This is a genomic window from Pseudomonas sp. GM74 (assembly GCF_000282455.1).
Lineage (GTDB): Bacteria > Pseudomonadota > Gammaproteobacteria > Pseudomonadales > Pseudomonadaceae > Aquipseudomonas.
In genome coordinates this window covers 110,861-128,333 of record NZ_AKJG01000003.1, presented here as the reverse complement: position 1 = coordinate 128,333, position 17,473 = coordinate 110,861, and the positions used below count along the sequence as shown (strand labels likewise).

The 17,473-nt window shown below is 58.9% G+C and carries 15 protein-coding genes; 7 read left to right on the top strand and 8 right to left on the bottom strand.

Annotation, left to right across the window (positions count from 1 at the left end; translation table 11 throughout):
- Positions 1-13: 13 nt before the first annotated feature.
- Positions 14-1,390, top strand: a complete 1,377-nt coding sequence (gene trkA / locus PMI34_RS25900) for a Trk system potassium transporter TrkA (protein WP_008045725.1) — start codon at positions 14-16, stop codon at positions 1,388-1,390.
- A gap of 159 nt (positions 1,391-1,549) precedes the next feature.
- Positions 1,550-1,864, top strand: a complete 315-nt coding sequence (locus tag PMI34_RS25905; protein WP_008045723.1) for a tetratricopeptide repeat protein — start codon at positions 1,550-1,552, stop codon at positions 1,862-1,864.
- Here PMI34_RS25905 and PMI34_RS25910 read toward each other — a convergent pair whose 3' ends face one another.
- The 3 genes from PMI34_RS25910 to PMI34_RS25920 form a co-directional block, all read right to left on the bottom strand.
- Entirely contained in the window at positions 1,865-2,104 is a 240-nt protein-coding gene (locus tag PMI34_RS25910; RefSeq protein WP_008045721.1) for a hypothetical protein, read from the bottom strand.
- 72 nt (positions 2,105-2,176) lie between these two features.
- Positions 2,177-3,064: a lysophospholipid acyltransferase gene (locus tag PMI34_RS25915; protein WP_008045719.1), complete on the bottom strand. Its 888-nt coding sequence runs from the start codon at positions 3,062-3,064 to the stop codon at positions 2,177-2,179.
- A gap of 40 nt (positions 3,065-3,104) precedes the next feature.
- Positions 3,105-3,662: a DNA-3-methyladenine glycosylase I gene (locus tag PMI34_RS25920; RefSeq protein ID WP_007985082.1), complete on the bottom strand. Its 558-nt coding sequence runs from the start codon at positions 3,660-3,662 to the stop codon at positions 3,105-3,107.
- Positions 3,663-3,743: 81 nt separating this feature from the next.
- Between PMI34_RS25920 and glyQ the strand changes: the two genes are divergently transcribed.
- The 4 genes from glyQ (at position 3,744) to PMI34_RS25940 (ending at position 8,168) form a co-directional block, all read left to right on the top strand.
- Complete coding sequence (gene glyQ, locus PMI34_RS25925) at positions 3,744-4,697, top strand: glycine--tRNA ligase subunit alpha (RefSeq protein WP_003187265.1); 954 nt, start codon at positions 3,744-3,746, stop codon at positions 4,695-4,697.
- Positions 4,694-6,748, top strand: a complete 2,055-nt coding sequence (gene glyS, locus PMI34_RS25930) for a glycine--tRNA ligase subunit beta (RefSeq protein ID WP_008045717.1) — start codon at positions 4,694-4,696, stop codon at positions 6,746-6,748. Before glyQ ends, glyS begins: the two co-directional genes overlap by 4 nt.
- A 4-nt stretch (positions 6,749-6,752) precedes the next feature.
- On the top strand, positions 6,753-7,298 hold the full coding sequence (gmhB, locus tag PMI34_RS25935; RefSeq protein ID WP_177318791.1) for a D-glycero-beta-D-manno-heptose 1,7-bisphosphate 7-phosphatase: 546 nt from the start codon (positions 6,753-6,755) through the stop codon (positions 7,296-7,298).
- Positions 7,299-7,388: 90 nt separating this feature from the next.
- The gene (locus PMI34_RS25940) at positions 7,389-8,168 is read left to right on the top strand and encodes a lysophospholipid acyltransferase family protein (protein WP_032829311.1); all 780 of its coding nucleotides are present in this window, start codon (positions 7,389-7,391) and stop codon (positions 8,166-8,168) included.
- Positions 8,169-8,384: 216 nt separating this feature from the next.
- Here the strand turns inward: PMI34_RS25940 and PMI34_RS25945 are convergent, their stop codons facing one another.
- Positions 8,385-9,920, bottom strand: coding sequence for a sensor histidine kinase (locus PMI34_RS25945; protein WP_008045707.1), 1,536 nt, complete (start codon positions 9,918-9,920; stop codon positions 8,385-8,387).
- Positions 9,921-10,090: 170 nt separating this feature from the next.
- On the opposite strand from PMI34_RS25945, the gene PMI34_RS25950 reads away from it, so the two are divergent.
- The gene (locus PMI34_RS25950; protein ID WP_008045706.1) at positions 10,091-10,807 is read left to right on the top strand and encodes a response regulator transcription factor; all 717 of its coding nucleotides are present in this window, start codon (positions 10,091-10,093) and stop codon (positions 10,805-10,807) included.
- A 63-nt stretch (positions 10,808-10,870) separates the two neighbouring features.
- On the opposite strand, the gene gyrB is transcribed toward PMI34_RS25950, so the two are convergent.
- From gyrB to dnaA, 4 genes are read right to left on the bottom strand one after another with little or no spacing between them, the layout of a single operon-like run.
- The gene (gene gyrB, locus PMI34_RS25955; protein ID WP_008045705.1) at positions 10,871-13,288 is read right to left on the bottom strand and encodes a DNA topoisomerase (ATP-hydrolyzing) subunit B; all 2,418 of its coding nucleotides are present in this window, start codon (positions 13,286-13,288) and stop codon (positions 10,871-10,873) included.
- A gap of 5 nt (positions 13,289-13,293) precedes the next feature.
- A complete protein-coding gene (recF, locus tag PMI34_RS25960) occupies positions 13,294-14,397 on the bottom strand; it encodes a DNA replication/repair protein RecF (protein WP_007969883.1) in 1,104 nt (367 codons plus the stop codon).
- A 20-nt stretch (positions 14,398-14,417) separates the two neighbouring features.
- Positions 14,418-15,521 (bottom strand): DNA polymerase III subunit beta, encoded by a 1,104-nt coding sequence (gene dnaN, locus PMI34_RS25965; protein ID WP_007969885.1) that lies wholly within the window; start codon positions 15,519-15,521, stop codon positions 14,418-14,420.
- A 39-nt stretch (positions 15,522-15,560) separates the two neighbouring features.
- Positions 15,561-17,081 (bottom strand): chromosomal replication initiator protein DnaA, encoded by a 1,521-nt coding sequence (dnaA, locus tag PMI34_RS25970; protein WP_008045697.1) that lies wholly within the window; start codon positions 17,079-17,081, stop codon positions 15,561-15,563.
- Between the last annotated feature and the right edge of the window lie 392 nt (positions 17,082-17,473).

Here is a 17,473-nt window from a genome sequence, read left to right as displayed (position 1 = left end):
ATGGAGTGACTGGATGAAAATCATCATCCTCGGTGCAGGGCAGGTCGGCGGTTCGCTGGCGGAACACCTGGCCAGTGAAGCCAACGATATTACTGTGGTCGACACCGATGGCGAACGCCTGCGCGACCTTGGTGATCGCCTGGACATTCGCACGGTGCAGGGTCGCGGTTCATTCCCGACCGTGCTGCGTCAGGCCGGTGCCGATGACGCCGACATGCTGGTCGCCGTAACCAACAGCGACGAAACCAACATGGTCGCCTGCCAGGTCGCCCACACCCTGTTCCACACCCCGACCAAGATCGCCCGGGTTCGCGAAGCCGCCTACCTGACCCGCGAAGAGCAGTTGTTCCAGAACGAAGCGATTCCGGTGGACGTGCTGATCAGCCCGGAACAAGTGGTGACCAACTACATCAAGCGCCTGATCCAGCATCCCGGCGCCCTGCAGGTAATCGACTTCGCCGAAGGCAAGGCGCAACTGGTGGCGGTGCGGGCGTACTACGGCGGGCCGCTGGTGGGTCAGCAACTGCGGCAGTTGCGCGAGCACATGCCGAACGTGGAAACCCGCGTCGCGGCGATTTTCCGTCGTGACCGGCCGATCCTGCCTCAGGGCGACACGGTGATAGAGGCCGACGACGAGGTGTTTTTCATCGCTGCCAAGGCAAACATTCGTGCGGTGATGAGCGAAATGCGCCGTCTCGACGAAACCTACAAACGCATCGTCATCGCCGGTGGCGGGCAGATCGGCGAACGTCTGGCCGAGGCCATCGAAAGCCGTTATCAGGTGAAAATCATCGAGATGAACCCGGCACGCTGCCGTCATCTCTCCGACACGCTGGACAGCACGGTGGTGTTGCAGGGCAGTGCTTCGGACCGCGACCTGCTGATGGAAGAGAACATTGCCGACGCCGACCTTTTCCTGGCCCTGACCAACGACGACGAAGCCAACATCATGTCTTCGCTGCTGGCCAAACGCCTGGGCGCGAAGAAGGTGATGACCATCATCAACAACCCGGCCTATGTCGATCTGATCCAGGGCGGCGACATCGACATCGCCATCAGCCCGCAACTGGCAACCATCGGCACCTTGCTGGCCCACGTACGCCGTGGCGACATCGTCAGCGTGCACTCACTGCGCCGGGGCGCGGCGGAGGCCATCGAAGCGATTGCCCATGGTGATGCGAAATCGAGCAAGGTGATCGGCAAGGCCATCGAGAACATCGGACTGCCACCGGGCACCACCATCGGTGCGATCATCCGCGACGAAGAAGTAATCATCGCCCACGACGACACCGTGATCGAAGCGGGCGACCATGTGATCCTGTTCCTTGTGGATAAAAAGCATATTCGCGATGTGGAGAAGTTGTTCCATGTGGGGTTGAGCTTCTTCTGATCCGGACTTTGCGTTGATCAGACTGGCCTCTTCGCGGGCAAGCCCGCTCCCACAGGGGTTTTGGTCGTACACAAGATGTATGTTCACTTCAATTACTGTGGGAGCGGGCTTGCCCGCGAAGGCAATCTCACAACCACCACATAAGCCAAGGCACAAAAGATGATCGAATCCCTGGAAAAAATGCTCGCCAAGGGTGTGGATAACGCTTTGCTGCGCTTCGGCCTGGGCAAGGGCTATCTGGATCTGGGGGAAAACGCCAAGGCTGCGGAGCATTTCCAACGCTGCGTCGAATTCGATCCGAAATATTCGGCGGCGTGGAAACTACTGGGCAAGGCCCACCTGGCACTGGCGGATTTTACAGCCGCGCGCCAAGCCTGGGAGCAAGGCCTGGAAGCCGCTCGCGGCCATGGCGACAAGCAGGCCGAGAAAGAAATGACAGTGTTCCTGAAGAAGCTCGAGCGTCAGTCGCACTGATCAGAGGTAACGCAAACCGATGCCGTCGGCGTCCACCAGCACCACTTCCATGCGCACCCGCGGCGCGCCTGTGGGTAAGTCCTGCACCTGCCCGTAGACCACCGCCCCTCGGGGCAGCGCCGACAGTTGCGGATGCTTGACGTAAACGCCGGTGGTCGACAGGTTACGCGTCTGCCCCAGGCAATCACCGATGCTTTCGTGACTGATCTTGATGCGGAACGACTTGCGGTGTTCGGACATCTTCTGCGCCCTTGAGTGAACGGTTGTGGATAACCCCAAGTCCAGGGTTATCCACAGATCATGCCAATTGAATCAATACCAACGCTCTTCACCCGGCGGGCGCTTCTTGAAGCGCTTCATGCTCCACATGTACTGGCTCGGGTACGCTCGCACATAGCGCTCGACTACCTGGCTCATGGCCGCACAGGATTGCGCTGTATCGGTGCTGTACATGGCCTCTGGCGCGGCTTCAAGGATCACTTTGTAGCCTGAGCCGTCCGGCAGGCGCAGGGCGTGCAGGAACACGCCGACCGCTTTGCCGCCAGCGAGCATGTTGGGCACGAACTTGCTGGTCAGCGCCTGGGTGGCGAAGAACGGCACGAAGATCCCGGCGGATTCGGACGGTTCCGGGTCAGCGGGAATGCCCACCGCACCACCTTTGCGCACTTCCTTGATGACGCTGAGGATGCCTTCTTTTGTGGAAGCGGCGACCTTGTTACCCAGTTGCACCCGCTGCTTTTGCAGCAATTCATCCACCGCCTTCAACTTCGGTGGGCGGTAGAAAATGATTGGCTTGCACTGACTGCAATAGAAGTGGTTCAGCACTTCCCAGTTGCCCAAGTGGCTGGTGATGCCGACCACGCCTTTGCCGGAGGCGAGGGCGTCCTTCAATATGTCGAGGCCTTCGACTTCGCGCACCAGATCAATGGAGCGCTGGGCTGGCCAGATCCAGGCGCAGGCGCTTTCGGTCAGGGACTTGCCGATGTCCTTCAGGCTCTGGCCCACCAGGCGTTCACGCTCGGCGGGGTCCATGTCCGGAAAGCACTTGGACAGATTGATCCGTACCACGTCGCGGGAACGGTTCGGGGTTTTCCACATGACCCAGCCAATCGCCGAGCCCACGGCCTGCACGGCCCGCCACGGAAGCAGGGCAAACAGCCGCAGAGCGCCTACCAGCAAGGCGCCTTTCAACTTATCCACAGGTCACTCCTGATTTTGTGCTGTGCGCGAGGCGGCCATTCTAACCGCCGTTCGCCAACTGCGCGTAGCGGTCGCAGTCCCGGGTGTGATCCATGACCATGCCCGAGGCCTGCATCAGCGCGTAACAAATGGTCGGCCCGACGAACGTGAATCCGGCTTTTTTCAGGCCTTTGCTCATCTCCACGGCGGTCGGCGTCACGGCCGGGACTTCGCTACGATCCTTGAAATGATTGATCACAGGCGTGCCACCAACGAACGACCAGAGAAACGCCACCGGGTCCTCCAACGCCAGCCAGGCCTGGGCATTGCGCCGGGCCGCGTTGAGCTTGAGGCGGTTGCGGATGATCCCCGGATCGAGCATCAACTCGTCGATTTCGGCATCGCTCATCTGCGCCACGCGCTGGACATCAAAACCGAACATCACCTGACGATAATGCTCGCGTTTGCGCAGCACAGTGATCCAGGAAAGCCCGGCCTGGAACCCTTCGAGCAAAAGCAACTCGAACAAACCCTGCGCATCGCGTAGCGGCGTGCCCCACTCCTGATCGTGATAAGCCATGTACAGCGGATCTTCGGAACACCAAAAGCAGCGTGGCATAAGGCTCCAGGGGGCGTGCGCAGCAATGAATCGGGTATACTCCCGCTCTTTAAATCGCAGCCCAAGAAACAGGTGAATTTCGTGAGCCAGCCTACGCCAGCCGTGCGTACCTTCCAAGACTTGATCCTCGCCCTCCAGCAATACTGGGCCGAGCAAGGTTGTGTGGTACTTCAGCCCTACGATATGGAAGTAGGCGCCGGCACTTTCCACACCGCAACGTTCCTGCGCGCCATCGGCCCGGAAACCTGGAACGCGGCCTACGTGCAGCCAAGCCGCCGTCCGACTGACGGCCGCTACGGCGAAAACCCGAACCGTCTGCAGCACTACTACCAGTTCCAGGTGGTCCTGAAGCCGAACCCGGACAACTTCCAGGAACTGTACCTGGGCTCCCTCAAGCACGTCGGCCTGGACCCGCTGGTCCACGACATCCGCTTCGTCGAAGACAACTGGGAATCGCCGACCCTCGGCGCCTGGGGTCTGGGCTGGGAGGTCTGGCTCAACGGCATGGAAGTGACCCAGTTCACCTACTTCCAGCAAGCGGGCGGCATCGAGTGCTACCCGGTGACCGGCGAGATCACCTACGGTCTCGAGCGTCTGGCCATGTACCTGCAAGGCGTGGACTCGGTCTACGACCTGGTCTGGGCTGACGGTCCGTTCGGCAAAGTGACCTACGGCGACGTGTTCCACCAGAACGAAGTGGAGCAGTCCACTTACAACTTCGAACACGCCAATGTCGACAAGCTGTTCGAACTGTTCGATTTCTACGAAAGCGAAGCCAAGCGCCTGATCGAACTCGACCAGCCGCTGCCATTGCCGAGCTACGAAATGGTGTTGAAGGCTTCCCACACCTTCAACCTGCTGGATGCGCGCCGGGCAATCTCGGTGACCGCGCGTCAGCAATACATCCTGCGTGTACGCACCCTGGCGCGTTCCGTTGCGCAAGCCTACCTGCTGGCTCGCGCCAAGCTGGGCTTCCCGATGGCGACCCCGGACCTGCGTGACGAAGTACTGGCCAAGCTGGAGGCTGCACAATGAGTGCTCTGGATTTTCTGGTTGAACTGGGCACTGAAGAACTGCCACCCAAAGCCCTGAACACCCTGGCCGAGGCGTTCCTCGCCGGTATCGACAAGGGCCTGCAAGCTGCCGGCCTGAACTATGAGAGCAAAACCGTTTATGCCGCCCCGCGCCGCCTGGCCGTGCTGATCACCGCACTGGCCACCCAGCAGCCGGATCGCAGCATCAACCTCGACGGCCCGCCACGTCAGGCCGCGTTCGATGCCGAAGGCAACCCGACCCAAGCAGCACTGGGCTTCGCCAAGAAGTGCGGCGTCGACCTGAGCGAAATCGATCAGAGCGGCCCGAAACTGCGCTACAGCCAGAGCATCGCCGGCAAGGCGACCGCGAGCCTGCTGCCGACCATCGTCGAAGATTCCCTGAACGACCTGCCGATCCCGAAACGCATGCGTTGGGGCGCCCGCAAGGAAGAGTTCGTTCGTCCGACCCAGTGGCTGGTGATGTTGCTCGGTGACCAGGTCATCGACTGCACCATCCTCGCTCAGAAGGCCGGCCGCGACTCCCGTGGTCACCGCTTCCATCACCCGGAAAACGTGCGCATCGGTTCGCCGTCCAGCTACCTGGCCGACCTGCGTGCCGCCTACGTGCTGGCCGACGCCAACGAGCGTCGCGAGATCATCAGCAAGCGCACCGAAGAGCTGGCCACCCGTCAGGAAGGCACGGCAATCGTTCCGCCAGCGCTGCTCGATGAAGTGACCGCGCTGGTTGAATGGCCAGTGCCGCTGGTGTGCTCGTTCGAGGAACGCTTCCTCGATGTGCCGCAGGAAGCCCTGATCACCACCATGCAGGACAACCAGAAGTACTTCTGCCTGCTGGATGCCGACGGCAAGTTGCTGCCACGTTTCATTACCGTGGCCAACATCGAAAGCAAAGACCCGCAGCAGATCATCGCCGGTAACGAGAAAGTGGTTCGCCCACGCCTGACCGACGCCGAGTTCTTCTTCAAGCAAGACAAGAAGCAGAAGCTCGAAGACTTCAACCTGCGCCTGCAAAACGTGGTGTTCCAGGAAAAACTCGGCAGCGTCTACGACAAGGCCGAGCGTGTTTCCAAACTCGCCGCCTACATCGCGGCGCGTATTGGCGGCAACGCTTCGTGGGCTGCTCGTGCAGGCCTGCTGTCCAAGTGCGACCTGTCGACCGAGATGGTCGGCGAGTTCCCGGAGATGCAAGGTGTCGCCGGTTACTACTACGCCCTCAACGACGGCGAGCCGGAAGATGTCGCACTGGCGTTGAACGAGCAGTACATGCCGCGCGGTGCCGGCGCTGAACTGCCAAGCACCCTGACCGGTGCGGCCGTGGCCATTGCCGACAAGCTCGACACCCTCGTGGGTATCTTCGGCATCGGCATGCTGCCGACCGGCAGCAAAGACCCGTACGCCCTGCGCCGTGCCGCACTGGGCGTGTTGCGTATCCTGATCGAGAAGCAACTGGATCTGGACCTGAACGACGCCGTGGCCTTCGCTGTGAATGCGTTCGGGACCAAGGTCAAGGCTGCCGGTCTGAACGAATCGGTGCTGGAGTTCATCTTCGACCGCCTGCGTGCCCGTTACGAAGACGAAGGTGTCGATGTCGCGACCTACCTGTCGGTACGTGCCCTGAAGCCGGGTTCGGCCCTGGACTTCGACCAGCGCGTGCAAGCGGTACAGGCTTTCCGCAAACTGCCGGAGGCTGCCGCCCTGGCCGCCGTGAACAAGCGCGTGTCGAACTTGCTGAGCAAGGTCGAAGGCTCTGTTCCGACAGTCGTGGAAGCCAAATACTTCGACAACGCCAACGAGTTCTCCCTGTACTCGGCGATCCAGCAGGCTGACCAGGCTGTACAGCCAATGGCCGCCTCGCGTCAGTACAGCGAATCCCTGGCACGCCTGGCTGCACTGCGCGAGCCGGTGGATGCGTTCTTCGAAGCCGTGATGGTCAACGCGGAGGACGCAAAAGTCCGCGCCAACCGTTATGCGTTGCTGGCGCGTCTGCGTGGGTTGTTCCTCGGCGTCGCCGACATTTCGCTGCTGGGTTGAGGGATTGCTGTTGAAACTGCTGATTCTCGATCGGGACGGAGTGATCAATTACGACTCCGACGCTTACATCAAGTCGGTGGAGGAGTGGATTCCACTCCCCGGTTCGATCGAAGCCATCGCGCAGTTGAGCAAGGCCGGCTGGACGGTAGCGGTCGCTACCAACCAGTCGGGCATCGCTCGCGGCTATTACGACCTCGCCACCCTGGATGCCATGCACGAGCGCTTGCGCGCGCTGGTGGCGGAGCAGGGCGGTGAAGTCGGGCTGATCGTCTACTGCCCCCACGGGCCGGACGAAGGCTGCAATTGCCGCAAGCCGAAACCCGGGATGTTGAAAACCATCGCCGCTCATTACAACGTGTCGCTGACCAATCTCTGGTTCGTCGGCGACAGCCTTGGTGACCTGGAAGCCGCCAAAGCCGTCGATTCACAGCCAGTTTTGGTAAAGACCGGGAAAGGCGAAAAGACGTTGGGTAAGACCCTTCCGGTTGGCACATTGATTTTTGACGATCTGGCGGCGATTGCCGCAGAACTTGTGCACAAATGCACTTAACCAAGTGTGCGCTTCTGAATTTCCTGGCAAAGGATGATAGGGAAGTGCGCTTTACATAGGTGGGCAATGCCCGCAACGGTAAACGTCACCATGTCGATACTGCAGGCCATCAGAACCTTCCTCTTTTACCTGCTGCTGGGCACCAGCTCCTTGCTGTGGTGCAGCCTGAGTTTTTTTATCGCGCCGTTTCTGCCCTTCAAGGCACGTTATCGCTTCATCAACGTGTACTGGTGCCGCTGCGCCTTGTGGCTGAGCAAAGTGTTTCTGGGCATTCGCTACGAAGTGAAGGGTGCCGAGAACGTACCTGAACGGCCTTGCGTCATTCAGTCAAACCACCAGAGCACCTGGGAGACGTTCTTTCTCTCGGCCTACTTCTCACCGCTGAGCCAGGTGCTCAAACGTGAATTGCTCTATGTGCCGTTCTTCGGTTGGGCCATGGCCATGCTGCGACCGATCGCCATCGATCGCGACAACCCGAAAGCCGCACTCAAGCATGTGGCGCAAAAAGGCGATGAGTTGCTCAAGGACAATGTCTGGGTGCTGATCTTCCCCGAAGGCACTCGCGTTCCTTTCGGCACCGTCGGAAAGTTCTCGCGCGGTGGTAGCGCCTTGGCGGTCAACGCCGAATTGCCGGTGCTGCCGATTGCGCACAACGCAGGCAAATTCTGGCCGAAAACCGGTTGGGCGAAGAAGCAGGGCGTCATCACTGTGATCATTGGCGAGCCGATGTATGCCGCAGGCACCGGACCGCGAGCCATCGCTGAATTGAACGACCGGGTCCAGGCGTGGAACGAGCAGATGCAACGGGAAATGGGCTCGCTGCCACCGGCTCCGCAAGCGCCGGTTTCAAACGATCAGGTGGCTGTCTGAGATTCTGTGGATAACCTGTGTACCGTTTCATCGAAAAACGTCTTTTTTTGCTCCTAAGTTTTTGATTTTTTTACATATTTCTTAGGATGATAAAACCCATAAAAACGTGCATAAGTTTTTTTCGGACGTAAAAAAACCGACTGATATAGCCGGTTTTTTTATGCCCGGAGCAAACGCTGGCTGTCGTCATGACAGGTCAATCCGAATCACTCGCTTTCATTCGGCAAGCAGCGGAAATTGCAGACTGAATGTCGTGCCCCGACCCACCTCGCTCCGGCACTCGATTCGCCCGCCGTGCCGATCCACAACGGCTTTGACCATCGACAATCCCAACCCCACGCCATCGATACCCTGGGCGGAAGAAAAGCGTCGGTATTGGCTGAACAGTTCGGGTAACTCCTCAGCGGCGATGCCTTTGCCTTGATCGATGAGTTCACAGATCAGCCAGCCGTCCCGTTGGCTGACGCACAAACGGATACGAGTACCTGAAACACTGTACTTGATGGCATTTTCCAGCAGATTGAACAACGCCCGGGTCAGCAGCGCCTGATCCGCCAGAACCAGACTTTCCTGGGCTTGCTCTTCCACTTGATGAACCAGTTCGATCTGTTTCAGCTGGGCGATGGGCAGCGCCTGGTCGAACACATCCAGCACCAGCATCGCAAACAGGCTCGGCTGGAACTGATAAGCCTCGGACTCGGCCCTCGCCAGGTGAACGAAACCGTCAGTCAGTTCCAGAGCCCGGCGTACCTGCAACTCGATTTGATCGAAGAGCTGCGAATCACCGCCCACCTGATGACGGTGGACGTCGAGCAACGCGAGGATGGCCGAGTGAGGCGCCCGCAGGTCGTGAGACAGAAACCGCAACAGGAGCGCACGCTGCCCCTCAGCATCACGCTCCACACTCAAATCAGTCAGGTTCCATAGCCAGCCGACCGGAACATCACCGTCCACCGGCAACAACCCGGCACGCTCCAGGCGCAGGCTGCGCTCCTTGATGTCGCGAAACTCCAGCTGCGGCAGTATAGATAAAGACGAGTCCAGGCCACGGTTAATGTCCGGATAACCTAGCTGTTGAAGTCGCTTGAGTACATCATCGCCGACCAGATTCCCACCAAACAGGTCACGGGCCTTGCGATTGCCGAGCAGAATCTGCCCCAGGGGATCGGTGATCAACGTGGCCACCGGCAAGTACTCCAGGCCATCGGCGATGAATCTGTGAGTATCGCGGGTCAGGCTCATGGCTTGTTCCAGCGCCATGATTTGTTTCTGCAAACTGTCGTCGCCAGGATACTGGGCACGACGGCGCTCCGGAAACACTTTCGGCTCGCTGTCCAGCCGCGCCAATTCCCAACCGAAATAGGTCAGCACCACACTGAGACGCCGCCAGTTCCAGATCAGATAACCAAACAGCATTCCCAGCACCGCAGGCGTCGGTGACCACCACCAGCGCTTGAACTCCGCAAGGCCGGCACTGGTCAGCAACGCACAAGCCATCCCCGTGAGCGTCAACCAGAGCGCCAGGCGCGGACGCCACAGCAGCAGCCCGAGCACACACGTCACCAGACCAAGGGAAAGCCCTGCGCTCAAGCCTGGGGATACATCACCCAAGTTGATTTGCGCGCGATAGGACAGCAACGTCGTCAGCGGCAACAGCACGAGACTTATCCACAACCACTCGCGCACCAATTGCCGAAACAATCGCTGTACCTGGCTGGGACCTCGGCTTTCACGGCGGCGTTGGTCAAACATGGCCAACAGGGCAGGGCGGGGTGAAAGGTTTCATGATTCCTACGTCTGAGGTTTCGACTCAAAGAATCATAGCGGACGTCGCGACCAACGGCGGGCCGCTTGCTTTCACTGTTTCGATTGAGCCGCTATGGTCGATAAAGAGCTGTCCAAGCGACAAGGAATCACTCTGTATGCGCGTAGCGATTCTGGATGATGAGCCCGCCGAACTGCGCCGGGTCGAACAAACCCTGCAACAGATGGCCGAAGCCGGAGAGCAGCCGTGGTCGCTGTTCAGCTTCGAACGGGGCGAAGACCTGTTGCGTCAATTGCGTAGGGAAACATTCGACCTGCTGATCCTCGACTGGCAACTGCCCGACCTCACGGGCTTGTCATTGCTGCGCTGGACCCGCGAACACATGGAGGCGCCGCCTGCGGCAATCATGCTGACCAGTCGCGACGGCGAAAGCGATATCGTTCAGGCCCTGAATGCCGGTGCCGATGACTACGTCAGCAAACCCTTCCGCCCCAATGAACTGAAAGCCCGTGTTGGTGCAGTCCTGCGCCGACATGGCCAACAGCGCGCGGCTGCCGAAGGGTTGAGCTTCAATGATCTGGTTTTCGACGACGCCGAACTGACCGTCACTCGTGACGGCAAAGCCATCGTCATGACCGAACGCGAATACCGCCTGGCGCATTGCCTGTTCAGCAACCTCGGCCGACCGCTGTCGCGGGATTACCTGTACGAGCGATTCTGGCCCCATGAACAAATGTCATCGTCCCGACCGCTGGACACCCACATCTATCGCCTGCGCAACAAGCTTGGCCTGACAGCGGATCGCGGTTGGCAGTTGCTGACGATTTACGGGTATGGGTATCGGTTGGAGAGTGTGGCGTCGACGAGCGAGTGAAACGCGGACAATAAAAAAAAGGCCAACGCAATGCGTTGGCCTTTTCGTTGGCATCGACCGGGATCAAAAGTCCAGGTTGGACACTGCCAATGCGTTGCTCTCGATGAAGTCACGACGAGGCTCGACCGCATCACCCATCAGGGTGTTGAAGATCTGGTCCGCGCCAATGGCGTCTTCGATGGTCACTTTCAGCATGCGACGCACGCTTGGGTCCATGGTGGTTTCCCACAGCTGATCCGGGTTCATCTCGCCCAGACCTTTGTATCGCTGGATAGTATGGCGCTTGGTGCTTTCGGCCATCAGCCAATCCAGGGCTTCCTTGAACTCGGTGACCGACTTACGACGTTCGCCACGCTGGATGTACGCGCCGTCATCCAGCAGTGTGCTCAGTTGAGCGCCCAGGGAAACAACGGTCTTGTAGTCATTGCTGCCGAAGAAGTCGCGGTTGAAGGTGACGTAGTTGGACAGGCCGTGGGAGATCAATTCGACCTCTGGCAGCCACACGCCACGCTCACGGTCTTCACGCAGGCTGGCCTTGTAGACCAGACCCGACTTCTCGACTGTGCGCAGACGCACTTCGTACTGAGCCAGCCAATCCTGCATCGCTGCGTGATCGGACAGCTGGTCCATGCTGACAGCCGGCAGGTAGATGAAGTGCTCGGTCAGTTCCTGTGGGTACAGGCGCGACAGGCGCTTGAGGGTTTTCATCACCAGGCGGAAGTCATTCACCAGACGCTCGAGGGCTTCGCCGGAAATACCCGGTGCATCCTCGTTCAGGTGCAGGCTCGCATCTTCCAGGGCCGACTGCGTCATGTACTCTTCCATGGCGTCGTCGTCTTTGATGTATTGCTCTTGCTTGCCTTTCTTCACTTTGTACAGCGGCGGCTGAGCGATGTAGATGTAACCACGCTCGATCAGCTCCGGCAGCTGACGGAAGAAGAAGGTCAGCAGCAGGGTACGGATGTGCGAACCGTCGACGTCAGCATCGGTCATGATGATGATGTTGTGATAGCGCAACTTGTCGATGTTGTACTCTTCGCGACCGATGCCACAGCCCAACGCGGTGATTAAGGTGCCCACTTCCTGGGAAGAGATCATCTTGTCGAAGCGTGCCTTCTCGACGTTCAGGATTTTACCCTTGAGGGGCAGAATCGCCTGGGTCTTGCGGTTACGTCCCTGCTTGGCAGAGCCGCCCGCGGAGTCACCTTCCACGAGGTACAGTTCGGACAGGGCAGGGTCTTTTTCCTGGCAGTCGGCCAGTTTGCCCGGCAGGCCGGCGATGTCCAGCGCGCCTTTGCGGCGGGTCATCTCACGGGCTTTACGTGCCGCTTCACGGGCACGGGCCGCGTCGATCATCTTGCCGACGACCAGTTTGGCTTCGTTCGGGTTTTCCAGCAGGAAGTCGGAGAAGTATTTGCCCATTTCCTGTTCGACCGCGGTCTTCACTTCGGAAGACACCAGCTTGTCTTTGGTCTGGGAGCTGAACTTCGGATCCGGCACCTTCACCGAAATGATCGCGGTCAGACCTTCACGGGCATCGTCACCGGTAGTGGCGACCTTGTGCTTCTTCGCCAGGCCTTCTGCTTCGATGTAGGTGTTCAGGTTACGCGTCAGTGCGGAACGGAAACCCACCAGGTGAGTACCGCCGTCGCGCTGTGGAATGTTGTTGGTGAAGCACAACAGGTTCTCGTTGAAGCTGTCGTTCCACTGCAGGGCGATTTCCACGCCGATGCCGTCTTCACGCTGGATGTTGAAGTGGAACACCTGGTTGACCGGAGTCTTGTTGGTGTTCAGGTATTCAACGAACGCGCGCAGGCCGCCTTCGTACTTGAACAGCTCTTCCTTGCCGCTGCGCTCGTCCTTGAGGACGATGCCGACACCGGAGTTGAGGAAGGACAGTTCACGAATCCGCTTGGCCAGGATGTCCCAGCTGAAGTGGATGTTCTTGAAGGTTTCGCTGGAAGCCTTGAAGTGGATCTGCGTACCGGTGGTTTCGGAGTCGCCAACGATTTTCATCGGCTCTTGCGGAACACCGTGGACGTAAGTCTGCTCCCAGATCTTGCCGCTACGGCGCACAGTGAGAACAAGCTGTTCCGACAGGGCGTTAACGACCGACACACCCACGCCGTGCAGACCGCCGGATACTTTGTAGGAGTTGTCGTCGAACTTACCGCCGGCGTGCAGCACGGTCATGATGACCTCGGCTGCCGAAACGCCTTCTTCCTTGTGCACGTCTACCGGGATGCCACGGCCGTTGTCGCGAACGGTGATGGACTCATCCGGGTGGATGATGATGCTGATGTCGTCGCAGTAGCCGGCGAGCGCTTCGTCGATCGAGTTATCGACCACCTCGAACACCATGTGGTGCAGACCGCTGCCATCGTCGGTGTCGCCAATATACATACCGGGACGTTTGCGTACGGCATCCAGGCCTTTCAGCACTTTAATGCTCGTTGAGTCGTACGTATTTTCTTCGCTCAATGCCTTCACTCCCGATGGTCGTGGGTCTGGGTGATACGGCCCTGTTCCACGTGGAACAGAGCGACTGGCGTTTCCGTCTGCCAGCCTTCCCTCAATAATTCGTGATCTACACAGGTGATAAATACCTGGCAGCGTAAGTCTTCCAACAAGCGGCAAAGGGCGCGACGGTGGTGCTCGTCCAGTTCGGACGGCAAGTCATCCACCAGATAAATACACTGACCGCGTCGAGCCTGGCTGACCAGGTGCCCTTGGGCAATCCGTAATGCGCAAACCACCAACTTTTGCTGGCCACGGGACAAGATGTCCGCGGCGTTGTGCGCACCCAGTCTGAGACGCAAATCAGCACGTTGTGGTCCGGCCTGGGTATGCCCCATTTGCTGGTCCCGCTGCAAAGACCCGGCGAGCACAGCACTCAGTTCACGGTCCTTGTCCCAGCCGCGGTAATAGCTGAGCGTCAAGCCTTCAAGCTCAACCAGTTCGCTCAAGGTTTGTTCAAAGACTGGTTTCAAGGCTTTGATATAAGCGCGGCGGTATTCATCAATTTCAGCGCTGGCCTGGCACAGTTCCCTGTCCCAAACCGCTTGCGAAACGGCGTCAAGTGTACCATGCCGCAGCCAAGAGTTTCTCTGGCGCAGGGCCTTCTGCAAGCGCTGCCAGGTTGACATAAAGCGCGGTTCCACGTGGAACACACCCCAGTCGAGAAACTGTCGGCGAATCTTCGGCGCGCCTTCCAGCAAGCGGAAGCTGTCGGGATTGATCAGTTGCAGAGGCAGGATTTCGGCCAGTTGCGCGGCGCTGCGCGCGTTCTGCCCATCGATACGGATCTGGAATTCGCCTTGTCGATCCCGTGAGATGCCCAAGGCGCTATGCCCACCCTCCGCCAGTTCAACCTGGCCAAATACCGTACAGGCAAGCTGTTCGTATTGAATGACCGGCAACAGACGGGTGCTACGAAACGAACGGGCAAGCCCCAGCAGATGGATGGCTTCCAGAACACTGGTTTTGCCGCTGCCGTTGGCGCCGTAAAGAATATTGATGCGGGGGGAGGGGGAGAAGGTCACCGGGTGCAGATTGCGCACCGCGGTGACCGAGACGCGACTTAAGGACATCTAGCTTCTGCTGAGCATGATTACAGACGCATCGGCATGACAACGTAGGCCGAGTCGTCGTTATCCGATTCCTGCACCAGCGCACTGCTGTTGGAGTCGGACAGGATCAGACGAACCTGCTCGGTGGTCATCACGCCCAATACGTCGAGCAGGTAGCTCACGTTGAAGCCGATTTCCAGAGAGCCGCCGTTGTATTCAACGCCCACTTCTTCTTCCGCTTCCTCCTGCTCCGGGTTGTTCGCCTGGATCTTCAGCTGACCGCTGGCCAGTTGCAGACGGATACCACGGTACTTCTCGTTGGACAGAATCGCGGTACGGCTGAACGCTTCGCGCAGAGCCTGGCGATCGCCAAGTACCAGCTTGTCGCCGCCCTTAGGCAGAACACGCTCGTAGTCCGGGAATTTGCCGTCGACCAGCTTCGAGGTGAAGGTGAACTCACCGGTGGTGGCGCGGATGTGGTGCTGACCCAGCACGATACTGACATTGCCGTCCGGCTCGGTGAGCAGGCGTGCCAGTTCGAGGATACCTTTGCGCGGCACGATGACCTGGTGACGATCCGGCTGACCGATATCGGCCTGCATCGAGCACATGGCCAGACGGTGACCGTCGGTGGCCACGGCGCGGATCACGCCAGCGGAAACTTCCAGCAGCATGCCGTTGAGGTAGTAACGCACGTCCTGTTGAGCCATGGCGAAGCTGGTGCGTTCGATCAGACGACGCAGCTTGCTTTGCTCAAGGCTGCAGGTCAGCGAACCCGGGCCTTCTTCCACGGTGGGGAAATCGTTGGCCGGCAGTGTCGACAGGGTGAAGCGGCTACGGCCAGCCTTGACCACAAGCTTCTGCTCGTCGACCTTGATGTCGATCAGCGCATCGTTCGGCAGGCTTTTGCAGATGTCCATCAGCTTGCGCGCCGGCACGGTGATGGAACCCGGATCCGCCGGCTCTTCGAGTTGAACACGACCAACCAGCTCGACTTCCAGGTCGGTACCGGTCAGCGACAATTGCTGGCCTTCGACAACCAGCAGCACGTTGGAAAGTACCGGCAAGGTCTGTCGGCGTTCGACGACGCCTGCGACCAGTTGCAGGGGTTTCAACAGGGCTTCGCGTTGAATGGTGAAATGCATGGTCTAGTCCCTTGCCTTAATAAGCTGCGCTGGTGTTCATCAAGTGGTCAGCGTACGCAGCAGGTTCTTGTAGTCCTCGCGGATGTCCGCGTCGGATTCCTTAAGTTCGTTGATCTTGCGACACGCGTGCAAGACCGTTGTATGGTCGCGACCGCCAAACACATCGCCGATTTCCGGCAAGCTGTGGTTGGTCAGTTCCTTGGACAACGCCATGGCGACCTGACGCGGACGAGCCACCGAACGCGAACGGCGTTTGGACAGCAAGTCTGAGATCTTGATCTTGTAGTACTCGGCGACCGTGCGCTGAATGTTATCCACAGAGACCAGTTTATCTTGCAACGCCAACAAGTCCTTCAAGGATTCGCGAATCAGCTCGATGGTGATATCGCGGCCCATGAAGTGCGAGTGGGCGATCACGCGCTTGAGCGCGCCTTCCAGCTCACGGACGTTGGAGCGAATGCGCTGGGCAATGAAGAACGCGGCGTCGTGAGGCAACTCGACTTTGGCCTGATCGGCCTTCTTCATCAGGATCGCCACGCGGGTTTCCAGCTCCGGTGGCTCGACCGCTACGGTCAGGCCCCAGCCAAAGCGGGATTTGAGGCGTTCTTCAAGGCCTTCGATTTCCTTCGGGTAGCGGTCACTGGTGAGAATGACCTGCTGGCCACCTTCGAGCAGCGCGTTGAAGGTGTGGAAAAACTCTTCCTGGGAGCGCTCCTTGCGGGCGAAGAACTGAATGTCATCGATCAGCAACGCATCCACCGAACGGTAGAAACGTTTGAACTCGTTGATCGCGTTCAGTTGCAGAGCCTTGACCATGTCCGCCACGAAACGCTCGGAATGCAGGTACACCACCTTGGCGTTCGGGTTCTTCTTTAATAGATGGTTACCCACAGCATGCATCAAGTGGGTTTTACCCAGGCCGACGCCACCATAAAGGAAGAGCGGGTTGTAACCGTGCTTGGGGTTGTCAGCCACCTGCCAGGCAGCGGCGCGCGCCAGCTGGTTGGATTTACCTTCAACGAAATTCTCAAAGGTAAAGGTGCGGTTCAGGTAACTGGTGTGCTTGAGCGCACCTTCGACCTGCACGGTACGTTGCTCGGCGCGCACAGGTGCCTGTTGCGAACTGGCGCCGGCCATTGGGTCGAAGCTGTCACGGGAAGGTTCTTCCTCTGTGACCTCAGCCACTTTTTGCGTCGCACGCTTGGTCGACGCGGCGGCAGGTGCCGACGCCGGACTGGCGGGCGCTTGAGCAGCCTGGGCCTGAGAGGCCGCGGCAGCCAGGGGAGCATTGGGCGCGGCACGGGGTGCCGAACTGCGTTTGCTGCCTATTAATAGAGAAAGCGCGGGTGCCATGCCATTGCCGTGTTCATCGAGCAATTCGAGAACACGCCCCAGGTATTTTTCGTTGACCCAGTCCAGAACAAAACGATTGGGCGCATAGACACGCAACTCGTCGCCTTCGGCTTCGACCTGTAGTGGACGGATCCAAGTGTTGAATTGTTGGGCAGGCAGCTCATCGCGCAGAAGCTCCACGCACTGCTGCCAAAGTTCCACTGACACGGATATCCCCTAAGTTGAAAGCCGGTGAGGCAAAAACAAGCGGCCATTGTAGCGACCAGACGCCGACTTATCCACACGAAGGTGGTTCATCGACCAAGAAGAATCACCGTTTCATACGCAAAAAAGGTGACCAGTGGTCTGTGCATAAGCTCTGTGGATAACCGGGGTTAAGGTCATTGTACAAGTGGGGGCGAAACTCGGTGGATAACCGGCCTGTGGATAAGGCGACCTTTCACACACAGGTTATCCGACAGCGCAGCACAGGCTGAACACTGTTTTCCACCGTAGTTGTCATTCTCTGTACAGCAGGTAAAACAAGGTCTTGATCGACTTATCCACAGCAGGGTGCATACCTAGCTTTTATAAGCTTTACAGAAAAGCTTTAAATACTT

What these genes read in the sequence shown, in the direction of transcription:
- glyS (WP_008045717.1), top strand. Translation starts at nt 4,694, where the DNA reads ATGAGTGCTCTGGATTTTCTGGTTGAACTGGGCACTGAAGAACTGCCA.
- dnaN (WP_007969885.1), bottom strand. Translation starts at nt 15,521, where the DNA reads ATGCATTTCACCATTCAACGCGAAGCCCTGTTGAAACCCCTGCAACTG.
- PMI34_RS25950 (WP_008045706.1), top strand. Translation starts at nt 10,091, where the DNA reads ATGCGCGTAGCGATTCTGGATGATGAGCCCGCCGAACTGCGCCGGGTC.
- PMI34_RS25940 (WP_032829311.1), top strand. Translation starts at nt 7,389, where the DNA reads ATGTCGATACTGCAGGCCATCAGAACCTTCCTCTTTTACCTGCTGCTG.
- PMI34_RS25910 (WP_008045721.1), bottom strand. Translation starts at nt 2,104, where the DNA reads ATGTCCGAACACCGCAAGTCGTTCCGCATCAAGATCAGTCACGAAAGC.
- PMI34_RS25945 (WP_008045707.1), bottom strand. Translation starts at nt 9,920, where the DNA reads ATGTTTGACCAACGCCGCCGTGAAAGCCGAGGTCCCAGCCAGGTACAG.
- PMI34_RS25920 (WP_007985082.1), bottom strand. Translation starts at nt 3,662, where the DNA reads ATGCCACGCTGCTTTTGGTGTTCCGAAGATCCGCTGTACATGGCTTAT.
- recF (WP_007969883.1), bottom strand. Translation starts at nt 14,397, where the DNA reads ATGTCCTTAAGTCGCGTCTCGGTCACCGCGGTGCGCAATCTGCACCCG.
- trkA (WP_008045725.1), top strand. Translation starts at nt 14, where the DNA reads ATGAAAATCATCATCCTCGGTGCAGGGCAGGTCGGCGGTTCGCTGGCG.
- PMI34_RS25905 (WP_008045723.1), top strand. Translation starts at nt 1,550, where the DNA reads ATGATCGAATCCCTGGAAAAAATGCTCGCCAAGGGTGTGGATAACGCT.